This window comes from Citrobacter rodentium NBRC 105723 = DSM 16636 (assembly GCF_021278985.1).
GTDB classification, from domain to species: Bacteria; Pseudomonadota; Gammaproteobacteria; order Enterobacterales; family Enterobacteriaceae; genus Citrobacter_A; species Citrobacter_A rodentium.
Map to the genome: position 1 here is coordinate 1569138 of NZ_CP082833.1, position 20556 is coordinate 1589693.

A 20556-nucleotide genomic window follows, 5' to 3' on the forward strand; every position below is an offset into this window, starting at 1 on the left:
AATGGCGCGCAGTGTAGCACAGGGAGGGGGAGGAAATTATTGATGTGTACCCGGGTGCAGGACGTTCCCTGCACCGGGAAATGCCCGGCGGCACTGCGCTTACCGGGCTTACAGAGGCGCGTTACGCGTCGTGTTCTTCCCATGCCAGCGCGCGTTTGACCGCCTTCTTCCAGCCGCTGTAACGGTAGTTACGCTCGGTGGTTTCGATACCGGGACGGAATTCACGCTCAATCACCGCTTTTTCCTGCAGCTCATCAAGGTTCTGCCAGTAACCGACCGCCAGTCCCGCCAGGTACGCCGCACCCAGCGCGGTGACTTCGCGTACTTCCGGGCGCTCGACGCGCGTGCCGAGAATGTCAGACTGGAACTGCATCAGGAAGTTATTGGCAACCGCGCCGCCATCCACGCGCAGAGCGTGCAGGCGAATGCCGGAGTCCGCTTGCATCGCTTCCAGCACGTCGCGGGTCTGATAAGCGATGGATTCCAGCGTCGCGCGGATAATGTGGTTGGAATTGACGCCACGGGTCAGGCCGAAGATGGCGCCGCGGGCATACGGGTCCCAGTACGGTGCGCCGAGGCCGGTAAAGGCCGGAACCACATACACGCCGTTGGTATCTTTCACTTTGGTGGGGAAATATTCGGAGTCAAACGCGTCGCTGATCAGCTTCATCTCATCACGCAGCCACTGAATAGACGCGCCGGCCATAAACACCGCGCCCTCCAGTGCGTAGTTCACTTCCCCGGTCGGGCCGCAGGCGATGGTGGTCAAAAGTCCGTTTTCGGACTTGACCGCTTTCTCCCCGGTGTTCATCAGCATAAAGCAGCCGGTGCCGTAGGTGTTCTTCGCCATCCCTTCCTTGACGCACAGCTGGCCGAATAGCGCCGCCTGCTGGTCGCCGGCAATACCGGAGATAGGAATACGCGTGCCGCCTTTCCCGCCGATGTTGGTTTGACCATACACTTCAGAAGAACGGCTCACCTCCGGCAGCATGGCGCGCGGAATATCCAGCGCATCCAGCATCTTGTCGTCCCAGTCCAGCGTGTGGATATTGAACAGCATGGTGCGCGAGGCGTTGGTGTAATCCGTGACGTGTACGCGCCCCTGGGTCATTTTCCAGATAAGCCAGGTATCTACGGTGCCGAACAGCAGTTCGCCGCGACGCGCTCGCTCGCGGGAGCCTTCGACGTGGTCGAGGATCCACTTCACTTTGGTGCCGGAGAAGTAGGGGTCAATCACCAGGCCGGTTGTGCTGCGCACATACTCTTCCATGCCGTCGCGTTTTAAATGCTCACAGATGTCTGCGGTGCGACGACATTGCCAGACGATGGCGTTGTAAATCGGCTTACCGGTTTCCCGCTCCCAGACGATGGTCGTTTCGCGCTGGTTGGTGATACCGATAGCTGCAATCTGATCGGAACGGATGTCCGCTTTTGCCAGCACTTCCACCAGCGTCGAGCTTTGCGTTGCCCAGATTTCCATCGGGTCATGTTCTACCCAACCCGCCTTCGGGTAGATCTGCTCAAATTCGCGTTGGGAAACGCTCACGATATTCGCATCGTGATCCATCACGACGGCGCGGGAGCTGGTGGTGCCCTGATCGAGCGCAACGATATATTTTTTGTCAGTCATAATTTTTGTCCCGTAGTCACATTACAGCGAAGCTTTTTGTTGTGTAGCGGTCGTGGTTTCCTGTTCTTCCACGGCGCAGGTATCGCACGGCAAATGGCGGCCGATCAGTTTGCGATAGGCGAACGCGCCCAGAATTGCGCCAACGATGGGGCCAAAAAGCGGCACCAGGAAGTAAGGAATATCTTTGCCGCCGGTAAAGGCGACGTTACCCCAGCCGGCAAGCCAGGCGAACGCTTTTGGGCCGATATCACGCGCCGGGTTCATCGCAAAGCCGGTCAGCGGCCCCATCGACGCGCCGATAACCGCAATCAGCAAGCCAATCAGCAGCGGCGCCAGCGGACCGCGCGGTACGCCGTTGCCGTCATCGGTCAGCGCGAGAATAAGCCCCATCAGAATAGCGGTAATCACCATCTCAACCGCGAAGGCCTGCACAAAATTGATATGTGGATTAGGATACGTTGAGAAAGTGCCAGCCAGATCAATACTTTCTACACTGCCGCGCACGATATGGTGCGTCTGCTCAAAGTCCGCGAAAAGATTGTAATAAAGCCCGTAAACTAACGCCGCTGCGCAAAACGCGCCGGCAAATTGTGAAACGATAAAAGGAACAACCTTACGCTTGTCGAAACAGGCAAACAGCCATAATGCGATAGTGACAGCCGGGTTCAGGTGAGCGCCAGAAACCCCGGCGGTCAGGTAGATAGCCATCGCCACCCCTAACCCCCAGATAATACTGATTTCCCACTGTCCAAAAGACGCTCCGGCGACTTTTAGCGCAGCGACACACCCCACACCGAAGAAAATCAACAACCCGGTTCCGAGGAATTCAGCAATGCACTGGCCTTTCAAGGTTGATGTTTGACTCATAAGCGGATCCTGAAGAGTTTAATGTTTGTGGTAAGCGAGGAGGTCACTGACGTCCACGATGCCCTGTAGGTGCCCTGTTAACTTATCGTTAACGAACAAAAACGAGAAATATCGAAATTAAAATGTGTGTGCTTCGTCAATAAAATGAGCGTTATCGCGCCATGAAGCGCATTTTGTCGGACATAAAAAATGAGAGCTGAATCATTTCATTAACCAAAGCGTTAACACTTCAGGGGGAGAGGCGACATGTCACCAGGAGAAGTATGAAAAGTGTGGCAAACCGCAATCTGCGTGGGATGCTGCTGGACAGGGGCGACGGGGCTTCATACAATCGGGCACTATAGATTATGCGATATTGTGCGCGTATGCGTGAAGCGTCGCCTTGCAAGTCAGGAGAGTATAACCATGTCTTTAGAAGTATTTGAGAAACTGGAAGCAAAAGTACAGCAGGCGATTGATACCATCACCCTGTTACAGATGGAAATCGAAGAGCTGAAAGAGAAAAATAACAGCCTTTCGCAGGAAGTGCAGGCAGCACAGCATAGCCGCGAAGAACTTGAGCGCGAGAACAATTCGCTGAGAGAGCAGCAGAACGGCTGGCAGGATCGTCTGCAGGCTCTTTTAGGCCGTATGGAAGAAGTCTGATTACGCTTTATCTTTCGCGCCGTAGCGGCGTTGGCTGCGCTTAGCTACCCCAGTCACGTAGTTTACTACGCTCCTGGGGATATCTTCGCTTGCCGCCTTGCTACAACGCGAAATCTTGCGCGTAATCATCGTGGTGATTTTATCGATTTTGTAGGCCGGATAAGGCGCTCGCGCCGCCATCCGGCACAATAACCTCAATGGCGCGCTACGCTTATCAGGCTTACAGATGACGTAACGTATAAAAAAGGCACCTTGCGGTCTGAGGGTTCCCCATAAATAAAGACAGGCATAGAAGGTTGTGATCTACTTAGTGTTCCACCAAAAAGTAAGGTCACTCCTCTATGCCTGCTTCACAAGTTTGCCATAAATTTTTCAGCCAGTCCCTGAACTCCATTCATCAGTACCGTAAAAATGCCCTGCTCGATATGACCGTGGCCCTGACGCGTGGTGCTTCGCTTTCTCTTACCAGCATCGGCAGATACCTGCCAGGCCCCGCACGTGTTAAGCACAAGATTAAGCGTGTTGACCGGCACCTCAACAGCGACCTGATGTTCAGTGATATTCCCTCCGTCTACCGGCAGCTTGTATCCCGACTCACACACAGTCTTTCAGTTTGTGTCATTGCCGTGGACTGGAGTGGTTATCCTTCATCAGAGCTCAGTGTTTTGCGGGCAAGCTTATTGTGCGATGGCAGAGCTATTCCTCTGATGAGTAAAGTCATTTCCTCCCGCTACCAGAACAACTCTGCCGTGCAAAATGCCTTTCTCGATCAGATGGCTACTGCCATCGGCAAAGATAAGCAGGTCATTATCGTGACTGATGCAGGCTTTCGCAGCAGCTGGTTTCACCACATCCGTTCTCTGGGCTGGGATTTTGTCGGACGAGTCAGGGGCAGCCTCTATTTTCAGGTCGTCGGGGATGAAGATTGGCAGATGGCGCGGGATATTGCATCATCAACAACGGCGCGCTATCTGGGATTCGGGCGACTGGCACGCAACGCCAGTCGTGACTGTCCGGGACATTTTTACACCGTACATAAGAGGGCGACGGGCAGGAAAAGCAGCCAGCATTACCCCAGAACAGACAGGATGTACCGTAAAAATGCGCGTGAACCGTGGCTGCTTTTTACCAGCCTGATGGAATATAAGCCACGCGAGATTGTTAAAATTTATAGTCGCCGTATGCAGATAGAACAGAACTTCAGGGATGAAAAAAGCGAGCGCTATGGGTTGGGACTGCGGGCAAGTAAAAGCCGGGGGGAGAAACGAATATCCGTGCTTTGCCTGGTTGCAGTTCTCTACAGCATCATCATATGGCTGACAGGATATTACCTTGAAAGTAAGGGAATAAATCGATGGTTCCAGGCGAACAGTGAGAAATCACGCAGGGTGCTGTCGTATCTGACATTGAGTGAAAATGTCATCAGGCAGTCGCCGGGGCTCCTGTCGGGGATGAACCCCGACAGGGTATACGCCGATATGGCGAGGGCCTATCGAAACATCATTATGGTGTATTAATGATGTTTCTGGGGAACCCTCAGACCTTGCGGTGCCTTTTTTGATCACTCGATATCGAGCGGGTCTTCGGAAAGGATAATCCCGGTATTGTCGGCGTACAGATGGTCGCCGGAGAAGAACGTTACGCCGCCAAAGTTGACGCGAATATCGCTTTCCCCAATGCCTTCTCCTGCGGCGCCGACCGGAATGGCGGCGATCGCCTGGATGCCAATATCCAGTTCTTCCAGATCGTCTACCTGACGCACCGCGCCGTAGACTACCAGGCCTTCCCATTCATTCTGCACCGCCAGACGCGCCAGTTCGGCATCGACCAGCGCACGACGGACAGAACCGCCGCCGTCGACCAGCAGAACGCGACCACGGCCATTTTGTTCGAGCAGATCGTACAGCAACCCGTTGTCCTCGAAACATTTCACCGTGACGATTTGTCCGCCAAACGAAGACCGTCCCCCAAAGTTAGAGAACAGCGGTTCCACGACGTTGACATCTTCCTGATAGATGTCACAAAGCTCGGAAGTATCATATTTCATAGGTTTAACTTCAGTTGCTGCGAGAATTTTTAGTATATCGCGCTATGCGTACTGTTGGCAAAATCATCAATTGTTAATTGATATTTGTCAGTTATCTGCCCCACTGGCTTAAGAAAATTCCTATTATAAACAGCAGGTTAGTCAGTAGCGCGGCTTTCACGGTGCGCTCCAGCATCGGACGCATCGCCGCCGGGTCCATTTGCCGCATCACGTAACGCGCCTGTTTGACCAGCAACGGCGTCGCCAGCAGGAACAGCCAGCCCCACGGACTTTGCAGGGAAAGCAGGTTAAACAGAGCCAGACAGACCAGCGTTCCCATCAGCAGGCAGGCGTGATAGCGGCGGGCGTTAATCTCGCCTAAGCGGACCACCAGCGTGTTTTTGCCGTTTTCGCGGTCGCTGTTGATATCGCGCAGGTTATTGATGTTCAGCACCGCGGTTGCCAGCAGGCCGCAGGCGGTCGCGGGCAGGATCAACGCCGGAATCAGCGTATGCGCCTGCAGATACCAGCTGCCCATCACGCTGAGCCAGCCGAAGAACACCAGCACGGAAATATCACCGAGGCCAATATAGCCATACGGGCGATTACCGACGGTATAGGTGATGGCGGCGATAATCGACAGCCCGCCGAGGGCGAGGAAGCCCACGAAGTCGGTGAGCGTATGACACGCCACGGCGACCAGCGCCAGGCCGGAGAGACAAATCAGCACCACGGTGATAATCAGCGCGCGCTTCATCTGCTGCTGGGTGATGACCCCTTTTTGCATCCCGCGCAGCGGCCCGATGCGGTCCGGTTTGTCGCTGCCTTTTACCGCATCGCCATAATCATTGGCGAGATTCGACAGGATTTGCAGCAGGCCAGCGGTAATCAACGCCAGCAGAGCTACCAGCGGATTAAAGTGTCCCTGCCACCACGCCAGCGTAGTGCCGACGACGATCGCCGCAAAGGCCAGAGGCAGCGTCCTGGGGCGTAAACTTTCCAGCCAGGCCTGGGTGCGGCTAATTTGTTGTTGTTCAGTCATATCGAGCGCCAATAAAAATGGGGCTTTTCAGCCCCATCAACAGTGATGAAAATGCATTGAACGCGATTATAAGATAAAACGGCTCAGATCTTCATCTGCGACCAGCGCATCCAGATGCTTGCTCACATAATCCGCATCAATTGTTATGCTCTGACCGTTGAGATCGCTCGCATCGTAGGAAATATCTTCCATCAGACGCTCAAGAACGGTATGCAAACGACGGGCGCCGATGTTTTCGGTGGTTTCGTTTACCTGCCAGGCGGCCTCGGCGATGCGCTTGATACCGGAGTCGGTAAACTCAATGTTTACCCCTTCGGTCGCCATCAGCGCTTTATACTGCACGGTGACGGAAGCGTTCGGTTCGGTCAGAATGCGCTCGAAGTCGCTGGTCGTCAGCGCCTGAAGCTCCACGCGGATCGGCAGACGGCCCTGCAGTTCCGGGATCAGGTCAGACGGCTTCGCGACCTGGAATGCGCCGGAGGCGATAAACAGAATGTGATCGGTTTTGACCATGCCGTGTTTGGTGGAGACGGTGCAGCCTTCCACCAGCGGCAGCAGGTCACGCTGTACGCCTTCACGGGAAACGTCCGGGCCGGAGGATTCGCCGCGCTTACAGATCTTGTCGATTTCATCGATAAACACGATACCGTGCTGCTCGACGGCGTCGATGGCGTCCTGCTTCAGCTCTTCCGGATTCACCAGTTTGGCCGCTTCTTCTTCGATCAGCAGCTTCATCGCGTCCTTAATTTTCAGCTTACGCGCTTTCTGCTTCTGTCCGCCGAGGTTCTGAAACATTGACTGCAGCTGGCTGGTCATCTCTTCCATTCCCGGAGGCGCCATGATCTCAACGCCCATTGGCGCTGCGGCAAGGTCGATCTCGATTTCTTTATCGTCGAGCTGGCCTTCACGCAGTTTTTTACGGAACGCCTGGCGCGCTGCGGATGGTTCGGACTGCTGCTCCGCCTGGCCCCAGTTGTTCTTTGCCGGTGGGATCAATACGTCGAGAATGCGCTCTTCCGCCATCTCTTCGGCGCGGTAGCGGTTTTTCTCGATCGCCTGGACGCGAACCATTTTGACGGCGGCGTCGGTCAGATCGCGGATGATGGAGTCAACTTCTTTCCCGACATAGCCGACTTCGGTGAATTTCGTCGCTTCAACTTTGATGAACGGCGCGTTAGCCAGTTTCGCCAGACGGCGGGCGATCTCGGTTTTACCGACGCCGGTCGGGCCGATCATCAGAATATTTTTCGGGGTCACTTCATGGCGCAGCTCTTCGTCGAGCTGCATACGACGCCAGCGGTTACGCAAAGCAATCGCCACGGAACGCTTGGCGTTATCCTGGCCGATAATATGCTTGTTCAGTTCGCTGACGATTTCGCGTGGGGTCATTTCAGACATGGGAGATCCTTACGCTTTGGAGGTCAATTCTTCGATAGTATGGAAGTGGTTGGTGTAAATGCAGATGTCGCCTGCAATATCCAACGCTTTTTCCGCAATTTCGCGAGCGCCGAGCTCGGTGTTTTCCAGCAGAGCACGCGCCGCGGCCTGGGCGTAGGGACCGCCGGAGCCGATAGCAATCAGATCGTTTTCCGGCTGTACGACGTCGCCATTACCGGTGATGATGAGGGAGGCAGTTTCATCCGCGACCGCCAGCAGCGCCTCGAGCTTGCGCAGCATACGATCGGTACGCCAGTCTTTTGCCAGTTCGACGGCGGCTTTGACCAGGTGTCCCTGATGCATTTCGAGCTTGCGCTCAAACAGCTCAAACAGCGTGAACGCATCTGCCGTACCGCCGGCAAAGCCGGCAATGACTTTGTCGTTATACAGACGGCGGACCTTTTTCACGTTGCCTTTCATTACGGTATTGCCCAGCGTGGCCTGGCCATCACCGGCGATAACCACATGGCCGTTACGGCGTACGCTTACTATTGTTGTCACGAGCAGACCCCTTGGTTACAAATGCAGAATAAAGGCCCCGCACGGTGTACGGGGCATAATGCAATTATAGATGGGGGAGATTTTGGGGGTTTCAACCCCCGGCGGCGAGTCGAATGCAGTTTGTGTGGCCCGCCAGCTTCAGACGGCTGAGGGTGCTGTCGGCATTCGCTTTACCTTTCACCGGGCCAATAACCACGCGATTCCAGCCGTTATTGGTGGTGATTCTGGAGTCAAAACCTTCGAAAGCCAGCTGAGCGCGCACGGTTTCCGCCTGGTCTGCGCCTTTAAAGGAGCCGCACTGCACCATCCAGCGGCGCTCGTCTTTTTTCTCCGTCGCAGGCTTCGGCGCATCCGGCGCGCGGGTAACCGGCGCGGCCTGCTGAGTTTTCGGCTGCGAAGCGGTCGTGTACGCTGGCGTCTGCAACAGATCCTGATACGGCTGTTGGGAGGCCGTTTGCTTTGGCTGCGTCGTCTGTTTCGGCGGCTGTTGCGCGGTACGCGTTTGCTGCTGTGGCTGAGCGCGCTGCTGCTGTTGCTCAACCTGACGCTGTTGAGCCTGTCGTTGCAGCGTTTGCTGACGCTGCGCAGGCGTCTGTTCGTTCCACGGCACTTCATTGAGCTGGGTAGGCTGCTGGCGCATATCCGCCTGCATCTGCGCCAGCAGCTGACGCTGTTCGTTGGTCAACTGGTCCGGTTTCATCACTTCACCGCCCGCGGACGGTTCCGTTGGTGTACGCACCCCCGGCTGGCGGCTTTCCAGCTCTTTAATATAGCGCCAGCGTTCTTCTGGCTTCGGCGGCAGCCCGTTGCCCGTCACTTTCTGACTCTGCAACGTTTCAGACTCTTCTTTTTTGTGATGGGTAATGAAGTACAGACCACCGATAAAGGCTACAAGGACGGCGGCGGCAATGGCGACCATAGCGGGCGATACCGCAGACGTGTTGCGTTGCTTTTTCCGTGAAGTGCTCTTTTTGCGCCGCGAAGCTGCCGGTTGGCCGCGACGTACATAATCTCGTTGTGCCACTATCGTTTCGCTGTATTTATTCGTTCGTCAGCCCGCCATGTTACTTAAGCGACGGGCCTTTGACCAGATGTGGAAGTCTGAAAGGTTTACGTTAAAGCACGCGTTGAGCCCCGCAGGATCAGCTCACAGTCCATTAAACGCGAGCCGCTGCTGACATTCTGCCCCTGCATTTGATCGAGCAACAGCAGCATCGCTTCCTGTCCAATCCCGAAGCGCGGCTGCGCCACCGTTGTCAGCGGGGGATCGCAAAACTCGGCCAGCGCGATGTTGTCGAAACCAACGATCGACAGATCGTCCGGGACCTTTAGCCCCTGGCGTTTAGCCCATGAGAGGGCGCCAAGCGCCATCACGTCGCTATGGCAGAACACCGCCGTGGGGGGCAGCGGTAGCGCCAGCAGCTGCTTTAACGCATTGCCGCCCGCCTCAAAGGTAAAGTCGCCGCGGGCGATATAGTGCGGATCGACCACAATGCCGCAGCGGCGCAGCGCCTGGACATAGCCCTGCAGGCGGTAATGGCACAGCGGCATCTCTTCCGGCCCGGCAATGCAGCCGATGCGCTGATGGCCCAGCTCATGCAGATAGTTGACGGCATCGAAGGCGGCGGTCAGGTTATCAATGTGAACCGTGGGAAGCTCCAGCTCCGGGGCAAATTCGTTTGCCATCACCATTGGCGGCAAATTGCGCTGTTCTTCAATGCTGGCATCGAATGGCAGGCGTGAGCCCAGCAGCAGCATCCCGTCAATCTGTTTGGTAACGATCAGGTTAACGAACGTTTTTTCCTGCTGATTCTGATGCGCGCAGTCGCCGATCAGCACCAGATAGCCATGTCTGGCGGCGGTAACTTCAATGCCGCGAATGATTTCGCTAAAGAACGGATCGCAAATATCCGGGACAATCACCAGAATCGTCCGCGATTCATTACGTTTAATGTGGCGTCCCGCCGCCTGCGGCAAATAGCCGACAGCCAGTGCGGCCTGTTCAACCCGGCTGCGGGTGGCCTGGGAGACTTTTTCCGGGTTCATTAACGCGCGGGATACGGTTGCCGTTGAGACTTTCGCCTTCTCGGCAACATCTTTCATAGTCGCGGCAGCAACCAGCTTTTTCGGTTTCACTCTCTCTCCTTGCCTGGGTAATCCGGCGCAGCACTATCCTTGCCTGTACACGTGATCTTTCAGACGGACTTTACGTTGCCGCCTCGATGTATCCCGAATGTTTTTGTGTATACATCACATCGAAAACATTTTTATCAGATAGCAAGCGGTAACGGTTACAGAATTTTCATAAAAAGTGTGATGTATGTTGAATTTTACGATCCGCCTCGCATCGTGAGACGTTATCCTTCGATGGGATCGACATCCAGCACCCATTTCACCTTGCGCGCATCCGGCAATGTATTGATGAGCGTAAGCGTGCCGCTGACAATATGCTGCAGGCGAATCCGCGAGGGGTGCTGCAATAAAATTTGCCAGCGATAGCGTCCCCCGCGCTTTGGCGCCAGAGCGGGAACCGGGCCCAGAACCCATAGCTTGTCGTCAGCCAGCGGGCTGGCCTGAATCAGATTGCGTAACTGCTGCAAAAACAGAGGGGCCAGTTGATTGTTATGGTCTTCCGCCCGCACGATAACGTGGCTGGTCCACGGCGGCAGTTGCATGGTCTGGCGTTCCGCCAGCGCTTGTTCGGCAAACGCGTCATAGCCTTTATGCAGCAGCGTTTGCAGCAGCGGATGTTCCGGATGATGCGTCTGGAGCACCACCTCTCCCTGTTTACCGGCGCGTCCGGCACGCCCGGAGACCTGGGTATAAAGCTGCGCAAAACGCTCAGCGGAGCGGAAGTCTGCCGAGAACAGCGCGCCGTCCACGTCGAGCAGGGCGACCAGCGTGACGTCCGGGAAATGGTGTCCTTTCGCCAGCATCTGGGTGCCGATCAGGATCCGCGCGCCGCCGCGATGGACTTCCGCCAGGTGCTGTTCCAGCGATCCTTTGCGGCTGGTGGTGTCGCGATCGATGCGGGATATCGGCACGCCGGGGAAAAAGGGCGCTAAGGCCTGTTCAAGTTGCTCGGTGCCTAAGCCGACCGGCACCATGTGCGTGGAGCCGCAGGTCGGGCACTGGCGCGGTACGGGGCGCTGGCTGTCACAGTGGTGGCAGCGCAGATGATGCTGCGCCTGATGCAGCGTGTAGTAGTGATCGCAGCGCGGACACTCCGCTATCCAGCCGCAGTCATGGCACAGCAGCGCGGGAGCGAAGCCCCGACGGTTGAGAAACAGGATCACCTGGTTGTCGGCCTGCAAATGCTGGCGCATCCGGCCAATCAGCGCCGGAGCCAGCCCGGCTTGTACCTGCTGACCTTTTAAGTCCAGCACATGCTGAACCGCGGGACGCGCATTTCCCGCGCGTCGGGTCAGGCGCAGCATGCGATATTTTTTTTGCCGCACATTGCACAGTGTTTCCAGCGCGGGCGTCGCTGAGCCGAGGATGATCGGAATTTGTTCGCTGTGGGCGCGATACACCGCCAGGTCGCGGGCATGGTAGCGCCAGCCCTCCTGCTGTTTATATGAGCTGTCGTGTTCCTCATCAATGACGATGACCCCCAGATTCTTAAAGGGAGTAAAGAGCGACGAACGCGTGCCGATGACGATTGCCGCTTCGCCGTTTTTCGCTTTCAGCCAGGCGGAAAGACGTTCGCTGTCATTGAGACCGGAATGCAGTACCTCCACCGGCGCGTTGAAACGTTCGCGAAAGCGGGCGATGGTCTGCGGCGTCAGGCCGATCTCCGGCACCATCACCAGCGCCTGTTTTCCCTGGGCGAGGACGTTTTCCAGCACGCTCAGATAGACTTCGGTTTTACCGGAGCCGGTGACGCCAGCCAGCAGCCAGGCGGAGAACTGGTCGGCGGCGCTGTGAATCGCGCCAACGGCGGTAGCCTGTTCGGTATTCAGGCGCAGACGCTCGCCGCAGACGGCGTAACCGGTACGCCAGTCGCTGAAGCCAGGCGTTTCGCTTGCCAGCTCGCATAGCCCTTTTTTGCGCAGCGCCTGCAGTGCGGCGTCGCTGAAGTCGAGTTCCGCCAGCCGGTCGCGCCAGATTTTGCCCTGTCGCAGCGCGGCCAGCGCCTGTTGCTGTTTTGGCGAACGTTTCAGGCTGTTGAGATCGACCGCCTGACCTTCTTCAGTGGCAAACCAGTACCACATTGGCGCGTTGCTCGCCGGTTTCCCCTGGCGCAGCAGGATCGGCAGGGCATGAAACAACACGTCGCCGACAGGATGATGGTAATAGTCCGTCGCCCACAGCAGCAGGCGCCAGACGGAGGAAGAGAAAAGCGGTTCGTCGTCCAGCACGTTGACCACCGCTTTGAGTTCATTCAGCGGCAGTTCGCTTTTGTCGCTGACCGAAACCACAATGCCGATTCGCTCCTGCTGCTTGCCAAACGGGACGCGCACCCGGCACCCGGCTTTGACGTCCATGCCTTCCGGCAGAAGGTAGTCAAAGGTGCGGGGAAGCGGAACGGGTAAGGCGACGTGCGCAACGGGCATGAAATCTTCCTGACTTGAAAACTGGCGGGTTAGTATACACATTGTGACAAGGGAGCGAGGATCAGTTTGCATCCATTGTGCAAATTCTGTATGATTCGCCGCCTTTGATGCAATTTGATTGTGTCGAAAATTGACCATTACCCGAGAATTTCGCGCTGCTGGTGTAGAGTGGAAGGCGACGGGAAATAATTAACATCGCGTGGTGTCTGGCGTTAGGGCTGGAAGAGCGACGCGGCCTTAAACCGAGGTTTTCCCATGAAAAAAGATATTCACCCGAAATACGAAGAAATTACTGCTACCTGTTCTTGCGGTAACGTCATGAAAATCCGCTCTACCGTTGGTCACGATCTGAACCTGGACGTCTGCGGTAAATGCCACCCGTTCTACACTGGCAAACAGCGTGACGTTGCAACCGGTGGCCGTGTTGACCGCTTCAACAAGCGTTTCAGCATCCCGGGCAGCAAATAAGATTCTGCTGTCACAGAAAAAAGCGCCGGAAGGCGCTTTTTTTTCGGTGGACGATCGCCATTTTGCGCCTACGCTGACGCTCTTTCGTTCCATGCGTCAGCATACTGGATATTGCCGTCTTTATATAGCCAGGTAATTTTTTCGTAGCGCAACTGCACGCTTTCCAGATGCCCGGTGCCAGTTACCGTCCGGGTATCATGCACAACAGGGGTTATGGATACGACTTTCACCTCTTCAAGAAGAATAATAAAGTATTCAACTTCTTGCCCCGCATCATTGATATGATAAAACTTCAGTTCCGCGCTCTTCAGCGTCTGGCCCGTTGCGACAGCTTTGTAAAGATAGGGGGAAGAGGAATCGATCTCCTTATCAAACAATAAAGGCGCATGTCTGCGTGTACCCGTGAGTTTCCCTGTCGCGCTATCGGTGGGGATGCAGAGATTATGCGTTAAACCACGTAGCTCTATACTGCCTTCGCGATCCCGGACATCAGAAGAGCCGCGGATAATCGCGCCGCTATCATCTTTAAGCCATAAGTGAACAGGAACTGCCATTTGTAACGCTCCTTATCAGTCGTATAACCATTTACCCGCTTTAGCTGATTCTGCGAACATACGAACAGTGAGTGGCTTTGCCGTTTGTTTAACAGGTTCTTTAGTAAACCACTTACGGAAAAACCATTCTATTTCCCACGGATAATAAACGTCAAAATTTATATTATTTAAATCAATATTAAATTTTTCAGTGTATTTATCCATGGTAAATGAGAGGTCATCAAATGATGTATAATACTGTAAGGCATCATCCATCTGTAATGGAATCATTTTACCTGTTAATGTTCCCATAACGGGTAATTCATCCCGGAAAAATTCCAGTATCTCTTCATCAGTTACCATATCTTATCTTCCTCTCTTACAATGGTATTATAGGTTGATACGGTCTTATAAGTGATCTGAATTATATCGTTAGCAATGATAACCCAGCCAACTACGGGAACCCATCTGCCAACAAAAGCGCCCAGATTGGTAACATAACGTGGTTTCAAAGTCCTGACATTGGCATTTGTAAACGTTGGAAGCCTCATCGGCAACTCTACATTCAGAATTTCGCGTAGATATTTAGACGCTATAGAGGTACCTGCTGTTGTTCCATAAGGTTTACCTCTTGTTTCCAGTAATGGAAGCCCTAAAATAATGCATGCCATGGCGACAATATCCGTGATGCCGCCAAACTGCTCATCGATTTTATCCAGAAATATCCAGAAGAAAAGTTCTCCAGCGGAAATATTACAGATACTTTTATAAAAATAAGTGCCATTAAGTTCTTCGACAGTATCCATCGATAGCCTTTATTTTGTCAGCGTTTTTTTATCAGATATAACACGTTGAGCGTCCAGGACAAAGAATATTTATGACCTGCGTTACTGTCTATTCATCTGGAAAATTAATGGATTATGAGTAATAACTCGGGGTTAATTTAATGAGAAATATAGGCCGGAGATTATTCTGCAATTCACTCGGCAAAAATAACGATTAAAAAGTTGATGTAATTGAGCATGCGTCCGGGGACGACAAGAGGACGTGGCAGGTCTGAAAGGCCAGTCCAGGCATACCTGTTACAGGCTCGTGTTAATGCCAGTTACCTTTAGCAACTGGCATTAATTTTCCGCTTCCGGAATCAGTATTCCCACGTCTCCGGGTCGATGCCCAGTTCGCGCATGATCTCTTTTGCCGCTTCCGGGATTTCATCACTGCGCTCTTTACGCAGATCTTCATCATTCGGCAGAGGTTGTCCGGTAAAGGCATGCAGAAACGCTTCGCACAGCAGTTCGCTGTTGGTGGCGTGACGCAGGTTGTTCACCTGACGACGCGTGCGTTCATCGGTGAGGATTTTTAACACCTTCAGAGGAATGGAAACCGTAATTTTCTTAACTTGTTCACTCTTCTTACCGTGCTCAGCGTATGGGCTGATATATTCGCCGCTCCATTCAGCCATGAGATACCTTAATCCTCTTTGTCATTAATATGGGGCCAGGCCACACGCGGTGTGGCTATCAGCCGTAATTCCGCATAGTTTACCGTACAGGCGATCCCATGACACGGGTAAAGCGCCTGTAGTTGTGCGCTAATGCATATAATTTTAACGGCTATTTGCGGTTTGCTCAATCTATACGCAAAGAAGTTTAGATGTCCAGATGTATTGACGTCTATTGCTTCAATGATTAATCTGATGCCTAACTTTTCACCGACTCAGCTCAGGAACACCCTAACATGACGCGTAAACAGGCCACCATCGCAGTGCGTAGCGGGTTAAATAACGACGAACAGTACGGTTGCGTTGTCCCGCCGATTCACCTTTCCAGTACTTACAACTTCACCGGTTTTAATGAGCCTCGTGCCCACGACTATTCCCGTCGCGGCAACCCGACCCGTGATGTGGTCCAGCGTGCGCTGGCGGAGCTGGAAGGCGGTGCGGGCGCGGTGTTGACCAATACCGGCATGTCGGCGATTCACCTGGTGACGACGGTGTTCCTCAAGCCTGGCGACCTGCTGGTGGCGCCGCACGACTGCTACGGCGGCAGCTACCGTCTGTTCGACAGCCTGGCGAAACGCGGCTGCTATCGCGTTTTGTTTGTCGATCAGGGTAATGAGCAGGCGCTGCGGGCCGCGCTGGCGGAAAAACCGAAGCTGGTGCTGGTTGAAAGTCCGAGCAATCCGCTGTTACGCGTGGTGGATATCGCCAGAATCTGTCAGCTGGCGCGAGAGGCAGGCGCGGTGAGCGTCGTCGACAACACGTTTTTAAGCCCGGCGCTGCAAAATCCGCTGGTATTGGGCGCCGATCTGGTGTTGCATTCATGCACGAAATATCTGAATGGTCACTCTGACGTGGTGGCGGGCGTGGTGATTGCCAAAGATGCCGATACCGTCACTGAACTGGCATGGTGGGCGAACAATATCGGCGTCACCGGCAGCGCGTTCGACAGCTATCTGCTGCTGCGCGGGCTACGCACCCTGGCGCCGCGCATGGAGGTGGCGCAGCGGAACGCTCAGGCGATTGTTGATTACCTGCAAACCCAGCCGCTGGTGAAAAAGCTGTATCATCCGTCACTGCCGGAAAATCAGGGCCATGAAATTGCCGCGCGTCAGCAAAAAGGCTTTGGCGCAATGTTGAGTTTTGAACTGGATGGCGATGAGCAGACGCTGCGTCGTTTCCTTGGCGGGCTGTCGTTGTTTACGCTGGCGGAATCCTTAGGGGGAGTGGAAAGTTTGATCTCCCACGCCGCGACGATGACCCATGCCGGCATGGCGCCGGAAGCGCGCGCCGCCGCCGGGATCTCCGAGACGCTGCTGCGAATCTCCACCGGTATTGAAGATGGCGAAGATTTAATTGCCGACTTGGAAAATGGCTTCCGGGCTGCAAAAGAGGGGTAAACATGAGTGTGATTGCGCAGGCAGGGGCGAAGGGTCGCCAACTGCATAAATTTGGTGGCAGTAGTCTGGCCGACGTGAAGTGTTATCTGCGCGTCGCGGGCATTATGGCGGAATACTCACAGCCTGACGATATGATGGTGGTTTCCGCCGCAGGCAGCACCACCAACCAGTTGATTAGCTGGCTTAAACTCAGTCAGACCGATCGCCTCTCTGCGCATCAGGTGCAACAAACGCTGCGTCGTTATCAGTGCGATTTGATTAGCGGGCTGCTGCCTGCCGGGGCGGCGGATAACTTAATCAGTCTGTTTATCAGCGATCTGGAGCGCCTGGCGACCCTGCTGGACAACGGCGTAACCGATGCCGTTTATGCGGAAGTGGTCGGCCACGGGGAGATCTGGTCCGCGCGACTGATGTCCGCGGTGCTCAACCAGCAGGGGATGGAGTCCGCCTGGCTGGACGCGCGTGAGTTCCTCCGCGCCGAGCGCGCTGCGCAGCCGCAGGTCGATGAAGGTCTCTCTTATCCGCTGCTGCAACAGCTGCTGGTGCAGCATCCAGGCAAACGTCTGGTTGTCACTGGCTTTATCAGCCGCAGCAATGCGGGCGAAACGGTCCTGCTGGGGCGTAACGGCTCTGACTATTCCGCGACGCAGATTGGCGCGCTGGCGGGCGTCTCCCGCGTTACCATCTGGAGCGACGTGGCCGGGGTATACAGCGCCGACCCGCGCAAAGTGAAAGATGCCTGCCTGCTGCCGCTGCTGCGTCTGGATGAGGCCAGCGAGCTGGCGCGACTGGCCGCGCCGGTACTGCACGCGCGCACTCTTCAGCCGGTTTCCGGCAGCGACATCGATCTGCAATTACGCTGTAGCTACACGCCGGATCAGGGCTCCACGCGCATTGAACGCGTGCTGGCCTCCGGGACAGGCGCGCGCATCGTCACCAGCCATGATGACGTTTGCCTGATTGAATTTCAGGTGCCCGCCAGCCAGGACTTTAAGCTGGCGTACAAAGATATCGACCAGATCCTCAAACGCGCGCAGGTGCGTCCGCTGGCGGTGGGCGTGCATAACGACCGTCAGTTGCTGCAGTTCTGCTACACCTCTGAAGTCGCCGACAGTGCGCTGCGCATTCTCGACGAGGCGGGCCTGCCGGGCGAGCTGCGGCTGCGTCAGGGGCTGGCGCTGGTGGCGATGGTCGGCGCGGGCGTTACCCGTAACCCGCTGCACTGCCACCGCTTCTGGCAGCAGTTGAAGGGCCAGCCGGTTGAGTTTACCTGGCAGTCGGAAGAGGGCATTAGCCTGGTCGCCGTTCTGCGTACCGGGCCGACCGAGAGCCTGATTCAGGGTCTGCACCAGTCTATTTTCCGCGCCGAAAAGCGCATTGGCCTGGTGCTGTTCGGAAAAGGCAACATCGGTTCGCGTTGGCTGGAACTGTTCGCGCGCGAGCAGAGCACCCTTTCGGCGCGTACCGGCTTTGAATTTGTGCTGGCGGGCGTGGTGGACAGCCGCCGTAGTCTGTTGAACTATGACGGGCTGGATGCCAGCCGCGCGCTGGCGTTCTTTAATGACGAAGCCATTGAACAGGATGAAGAGTCCCTGTTCCTGTGGATGCGCGCCCATCCGTATGACGATCTGGTGGTGCTGGATGTGACCGCAAGCGAACAGCTGGCGGATCAGTATCTCGACTTCGCCAGCCACGGTTTTCACGTGATCAGCGCCAACAAACTGGCTGGCGCCAGCAACAGCGATAAATACCGTCAGATCCACGACGCGTTTGATAAAACGGGCCGCCACTGGCTGTATAACGCCACCGTGGGCGCCGGACTGCCGATCAACCATACCGTGCGCGATCTGATCGACAGCGGCGATACTATTCTGTCGATCAGCGGGATCTTCTCCGGCACGCTCTCCTGGCTGTTCCTGCAATTTGACGGTTCTGTGCCATTCACCGATCTGGTGGATCAGGCCTGGCAGCAGGGGCTGACCGAGCCGGACCCGCGCGTTGATCTGTCAGGTAAAGATGTGATGCGCAAGCTGGTGATCCTGGCGCGTGAGGCGGGTTATGACATCGAACCGGACCAGGTGCGCGTCGAGTCGCTGGTGCCGGCGCACTGCGAAGAAGGCTCTATCGACCATTTCTTTGAGAATGGCGATGAGCTGAACGAGCAGATGGTGCAGCGTCTGGAAGCCGCCCGCGAAATGGGGCTGGTGCTGCGCTATGTGGCGCGTTTTGACGCTAACGGTAAGGCGCGCGTCGGCGTCGAGGCGGTGCGTCCTGAGCATCCGCTGGCGGCGCTGCTGCCGTGCGATAACGTGTTCGCCATCGAAAGCCGCTGGTATCGCGACAACCCGCTGGTGATCCGTGGACCGGGCGCCGGACGGGATGTCACCGCCGGGGCGATTCAGTCGGACATTAACCGCCTGGCGCAGCTGCTGTAAAGCGCTTCGTTTGCTGGATGGCGGCTTCGCCTTATCCGGCCTGCAACAGCATCGATACGTAGGCCCGGTAAGCGACAGCGCCACCGGGCAAACAGTGGGATGGCAGTTTCGCCTTATCCGTATATGGACACCTCCCGTTATGCAAGCCACTAATCATGTTTTGTGTAACGGGAGTAAGATGCTTTCGTATATCCGGCCTTTCTTTCGGCACCGTCGTGCCCGGCCATGATGTTATCTGCACACCTGGTTCCATTCGGCCTGACGGCTTTGCTTCGCAGGGAGCCTTCGGATAAACCGGAGTTTTCAGGTGTCGGTCTTACCTGTTACACATTTGTGCTTAATGACTCTGCAATCTCACGACAGGATTATTCTTTTCTCTCACTCTTACCGTTTCGTTCTACATCACGCGATATTCTTCTTCCCGACTCAGCACGGCCCACGCGATACGGGCATTTTTGTTCGCCATGGCGACCGTTGCGACATTCCTGTTACGTCTTTCTGCCACTGACTGCAGCCACTGGCTTCGACGGTCTTCCTTGTTACCGCAGGCATTCAGTACTGCACGCGCTCCGTGGATCAGCAGCGTTCGCAGGTAGCTGTCACCCCGCTTACTGATGTGACCCAGCCGGTTTTTTCCGCCGCTTGAGTGCTGCCCGGGAACCAGCCCCAGCCAGGCCGCCATTTCACGTCCGTTTTTAAACTGTCTTGCATTACCCACTGCTGCAACCAGCGCGCTGGCGGTTACCGGGCCAATCCCGCTGATCTCCTGAAGCCGCCTGATACGGTCATCGTCCTGCGCCAGCTGTTTAAGCCGCCGGTCATAACGCGCCAGTCGGTCATCCAGTATCTGCAATTCCTCCGCTAACTCGCACAGCAGACGGATAAAGCGGTTATCCCATTGTTCCTGCTGAGAAAGTATCTCCGGCAGTGCTCGTCTGAGCGCGGCAAGCCCGACAGGAAGCACAAGGCCAAACTCGCCCAGCATGCCGCGTATCTCGTTGCTGAGCGCCGTTCTGTCGCGAAGCAGGCGGGCACGAACCCGGTGCTCTGCCTGCATGCTCTGTTGCGCTTCAGATTTAACGGCAACATAGCGCATACAGGGCCTGCTGACGGCCTCGCAGATAGCTTCGGCATCATTGGCATCGTTTTTGTTGCCCTTCAGATAAGGCTTAACGAACCGGGGCGGGATAATACGGACAGAGTGCCCGAGTCGGGTCAACTCTCTGGCCCAGTAATGCGAGGAGCCGCAGGCTTCGATACCAATAAGACAGGGCTCAAGCCGGGCGAAAAAGACAAGCATCTGTGAACGGCGCAGTGTTTTACGGAGAACAACGCGTTCATGGTGATCAACGCCATGAAGCTGAAAAACCAGCTTTGCGAGATCGAGGCCAATACGTTTAATATTCATGTGGACACCTCCCCCTGGGAACTGAAGTTAACACCTCAGTCTGGCACTAATGATGCCGTAAGGTGGGAGGTGTCCATCACATCGGCCTGCAACAGCATCGATACGTAGGC

The 20556-nt window shown here is 55.5% G+C and carries 20 protein-coding genes; 5 read left to right on the plus strand and 15 right to left on the minus strand.

What is annotated here, in order from left to right; all coding sequences use genetic code 11:
* Nucleotides 1–121 precede the first annotated feature (121 nt).
* Nucleotides 122–1630, minus strand: coding sequence for a glycerol kinase GlpK (glpK, locus tag K7R23_RS07400; protein ID WP_012907806.1), 1509 nt, complete (start codon nucleotides 1628–1630; stop codon nucleotides 122–124).
* A 21-nt stretch (nucleotides 1631–1651) separates the two neighbouring features.
* Entirely contained in the window at nucleotides 1652–2497 is an 846-nt protein-coding gene (glpF, locus tag K7R23_RS07405) for a glycerol uptake facilitator protein GlpF (RefSeq protein WP_012907805.1), read from the minus strand.
* Between the two features lie 399 nt (nucleotides 2498–2896).
* Here glpF and zapB point away from each other — a divergent pair, with 399 nt between their 5' ends.
* Nucleotides 2897–3142: a septal ring assembly protein ZapB gene (zapB, locus tag K7R23_RS07410; RefSeq protein WP_162467730.1), complete on the plus strand. Its 246-nt coding sequence runs from the start codon at nucleotides 2897–2899 to the stop codon at nucleotides 3140–3142.
* On the opposite strand, the gene K7R23_RS07415 is transcribed toward zapB, so the two are convergent.
* Nucleotides 3143–3322 (minus strand): hypothetical protein, encoded by a 180-nt coding sequence (locus tag K7R23_RS07415; protein ID WP_024132968.1) that lies wholly within the window; start codon nucleotides 3320–3322, stop codon nucleotides 3143–3145.
* A gap of 161 nt (nucleotides 3323–3483) precedes the next feature.
* On the opposite strand from K7R23_RS07415, the gene K7R23_RS07420 reads away from it, so the two are divergent.
* Nucleotides 3484–4659 carry an IS4-like element ISCro2 family transposase gene (locus tag K7R23_RS07420; protein WP_012905025.1) on the plus strand — a complete coding sequence of 392 codons (1176 nt, stop codon included), beginning with the start codon at nucleotides 3484–3486 and terminating at the stop codon, nucleotides 4657–4659.
* A 44-nt stretch (nucleotides 4660–4703) separates the two neighbouring features.
* On the opposite strand, the gene rraA is transcribed toward K7R23_RS07420, so the two are convergent.
* The 7 genes from rraA to priA form a co-directional block, all read right to left on the minus strand.
* Complete coding sequence (gene rraA / locus K7R23_RS07425) at nucleotides 4704–5189, minus strand: ribonuclease E activity regulator RraA (RefSeq protein WP_012907802.1); 486 nt, start codon at nucleotides 5187–5189, stop codon at nucleotides 4704–4706.
* A gap of 91 nt (nucleotides 5190–5280) precedes the next feature.
* Entirely contained in the window at nucleotides 5281–6210 is a 930-nt protein-coding gene (gene menA / locus K7R23_RS07430) for a 1,4-dihydroxy-2-naphthoate polyprenyltransferase (RefSeq protein WP_012907801.1), read from the minus strand.
* A gap of 66 nt (nucleotides 6211–6276) precedes the next feature.
* Nucleotides 6277–7608 carry an HslU--HslV peptidase ATPase subunit gene (hslU, locus tag K7R23_RS07435; protein WP_012907800.1) on the minus strand — a complete coding sequence of 444 codons (1332 nt, stop codon included), beginning with the start codon at nucleotides 7606–7608 and terminating at the stop codon, nucleotides 6277–6279.
* 9 nt (nucleotides 7609–7617) lie between these two features.
* Nucleotides 7618–8148 (minus strand): ATP-dependent protease subunit HslV, encoded by a 531-nt coding sequence (gene hslV, locus K7R23_RS07440; RefSeq protein ID WP_000208241.1) that lies wholly within the window; start codon nucleotides 8146–8148, stop codon nucleotides 7618–7620.
* Nucleotides 8149–8239: 91 nt separating this feature from the next.
* Nucleotides 8240–9172, minus strand: a complete 933-nt coding sequence (ftsN, locus tag K7R23_RS07445) for a cell division protein FtsN (protein WP_012907799.1) — start codon at nucleotides 9170–9172, stop codon at nucleotides 8240–8242.
* An 86-nt stretch (nucleotides 9173–9258) separates the two neighbouring features.
* Nucleotides 9259–10284 carry a DNA-binding transcriptional regulator CytR gene (cytR, locus tag K7R23_RS07450; RefSeq protein ID WP_012907798.1) on the minus strand — a complete coding sequence of 342 codons (1026 nt, stop codon included), beginning with the start codon at nucleotides 10282–10284 and terminating at the stop codon, nucleotides 9259–9261.
* Nucleotides 10285–10505: 221 nt separating this feature from the next.
* Nucleotides 10506–12704, minus strand: a complete 2199-nt coding sequence (gene priA, locus K7R23_RS07455; RefSeq protein WP_024132967.1) for a primosomal protein N' — start codon at nucleotides 12702–12704, stop codon at nucleotides 10506–10508.
* Between the two features lie 255 nt (nucleotides 12705–12959).
* Here priA and rpmE point away from each other — a divergent pair, with 255 nt between their 5' ends.
* Complete coding sequence (gene rpmE, locus K7R23_RS07460) at nucleotides 12960–13172, plus strand: 50S ribosomal protein L31 (RefSeq protein ID WP_012907796.1); 213 nt, start codon at nucleotides 12960–12962, stop codon at nucleotides 13170–13172.
* A gap of 68 nt (nucleotides 13173–13240) precedes the next feature.
* Here rpmE and K7R23_RS07465 read toward each other — a convergent pair whose 3' ends face one another.
* The 4 genes from K7R23_RS07465 to metJ form a co-directional block, all read right to left on the minus strand.
* Nucleotides 13241–13726, minus strand: a complete 486-nt coding sequence (locus tag K7R23_RS07465; protein WP_012907795.1) for an Hcp family type VI secretion system effector — start codon at nucleotides 13724–13726, stop codon at nucleotides 13241–13243.
* Nucleotides 13727–13741: 15 nt separating this feature from the next.
* On the minus strand, nucleotides 13742–14068 hold the full coding sequence (locus tag K7R23_RS07470) for a DUF1493 family protein (protein WP_012907794.1): 327 nt from the start codon (nucleotides 14066–14068) through the stop codon (nucleotides 13742–13744).
* Nucleotides 14062–14511 carry an STM2901 family protein gene (locus tag K7R23_RS07475; RefSeq protein ID WP_012907793.1) on the minus strand — a complete coding sequence of 150 codons (450 nt, stop codon included), beginning with the start codon at nucleotides 14509–14511 and terminating at the stop codon, nucleotides 14062–14064. Before K7R23_RS07475 ends, K7R23_RS07470 begins: the two co-directional genes overlap by 7 nt.
* A 338-nt stretch (nucleotides 14512–14849) precedes the next feature.
* Complete coding sequence (gene metJ, locus K7R23_RS07480) at nucleotides 14850–15167, minus strand: met regulon transcriptional regulator MetJ (protein ID WP_012907792.1); 318 nt, start codon at nucleotides 15165–15167, stop codon at nucleotides 14850–14852.
* Nucleotides 15168–15442: 275 nt separating this feature from the next.
* Here metJ and metB point away from each other — a divergent pair, with 275 nt between their 5' ends.
* Together metB and metL are read left to right on the plus strand one after the other, a co-directional pair.
* On the plus strand, nucleotides 15443–16603 hold the full coding sequence (metB, locus tag K7R23_RS07485; protein WP_012907790.1) for a cystathionine gamma-synthase: 1161 nt from the start codon (nucleotides 15443–15445) through the stop codon (nucleotides 16601–16603).
* A gap of 2 nt (nucleotides 16604–16605) precedes the next feature.
* On the plus strand, nucleotides 16606–19038 hold the full coding sequence (gene metL, locus K7R23_RS07490) for a bifunctional aspartate kinase/homoserine dehydrogenase II (RefSeq protein WP_012907789.1): 2433 nt from the start codon (nucleotides 16606–16608) through the stop codon (nucleotides 19036–19038).
* 397 nt (nucleotides 19039–19435) lie between these two features.
* On the opposite strand, the gene K7R23_RS07495 is transcribed toward metL, so the two are convergent.
* Entirely contained in the window at nucleotides 19436–20446 is a 1011-nt protein-coding gene (locus tag K7R23_RS07495) for an IS110-like element ISCro5 family transposase (RefSeq protein WP_012907788.1), read from the minus strand.
* Between the last annotated feature and the right edge of the window lie 110 nt (nucleotides 20447–20556).

Bases quoted from the DNA above. Each gene is read 5' to 3' on its own strand.
- glpF (WP_012907805.1), bottom strand. From the start codon at position 2,497: ATGAGTCAAACATCAACCTTGAAAGGCCAGTGCATTGCTGAATTCCTC.
- K7R23_RS07475 (WP_012907793.1), bottom strand. From the start codon at position 14,511: ATGGATACTGTCGAAGAACTTAATGGCACTTATTTTTATAAAAGTATC.
- glpK (WP_012907806.1), bottom strand. From the start codon at position 1,630: ATGACTGACAAAAAATATATCGTTGCGCTCGATCAGGGCACCACCAGC.
- priA (WP_024132967.1), bottom strand. From the start codon at position 12,704: ATGCCCGTTGCGCACGTCGCCTTACCCGTTCCGCTTCCCCGCACCTTT.
- metJ (WP_012907792.1), bottom strand. From the start codon at position 15,167: ATGGCTGAATGGAGCGGCGAATATATCAGCCCATACGCTGAGCACGGT.
- K7R23_RS07495 (WP_012907788.1), bottom strand. From the start codon at position 20,446: ATGAATATTAAACGTATTGGCCTCGATCTCGCAAAGCTGGTTTTTCAG.
- K7R23_RS07420 (WP_012905025.1), top strand. From the start codon at position 3,484: ATGCCTGCTTCACAAGTTTGCCATAAATTTTTCAGCCAGTCCCTGAAC.
- rpmE (WP_012907796.1), top strand. From the start codon at position 12,960: ATGAAAAAAGATATTCACCCGAAATACGAAGAAATTACTGCTACCTGT.
- K7R23_RS07415 (WP_024132968.1), bottom strand. From the start codon at position 3,322: ATGGCGGCGCGAGCGCCTTATCCGGCCTACAAAATCGATAAAATCACC.
- menA (WP_012907801.1), bottom strand. From the start codon at position 6,210: ATGACTGAACAACAACAAATTAGCCGCACCCAGGCCTGGCTGGAAAGT.
- metB (WP_012907790.1), top strand. From the start codon at position 15,443: ATGACGCGTAAACAGGCCACCATCGCAGTGCGTAGCGGGTTAAATAAC.
- hslU (WP_012907800.1), bottom strand. From the start codon at position 7,608: ATGTCTGAAATGACCCCACGCGAAATCGTCAGCGAACTGAACAAGCAT.
- K7R23_RS07470 (WP_012907794.1), bottom strand. From the start codon at position 14,068: ATGGTAACTGATGAAGAGATACTGGAATTTTTCCGGGATGAATTACCC.
- metL (WP_012907789.1), top strand. From the start codon at position 16,606: ATGAGTGTGATTGCGCAGGCAGGGGCGAAGGGTCGCCAACTGCATAAA.
- rraA (WP_012907802.1), bottom strand. From the start codon at position 5,189: ATGAAATATGATACTTCCGAGCTTTGTGACATCTATCAGGAAGATGTC.
- K7R23_RS07465 (WP_012907795.1), bottom strand. From the start codon at position 13,726: ATGGCAGTTCCTGTTCACTTATGGCTTAAAGATGATAGCGGCGCGATT.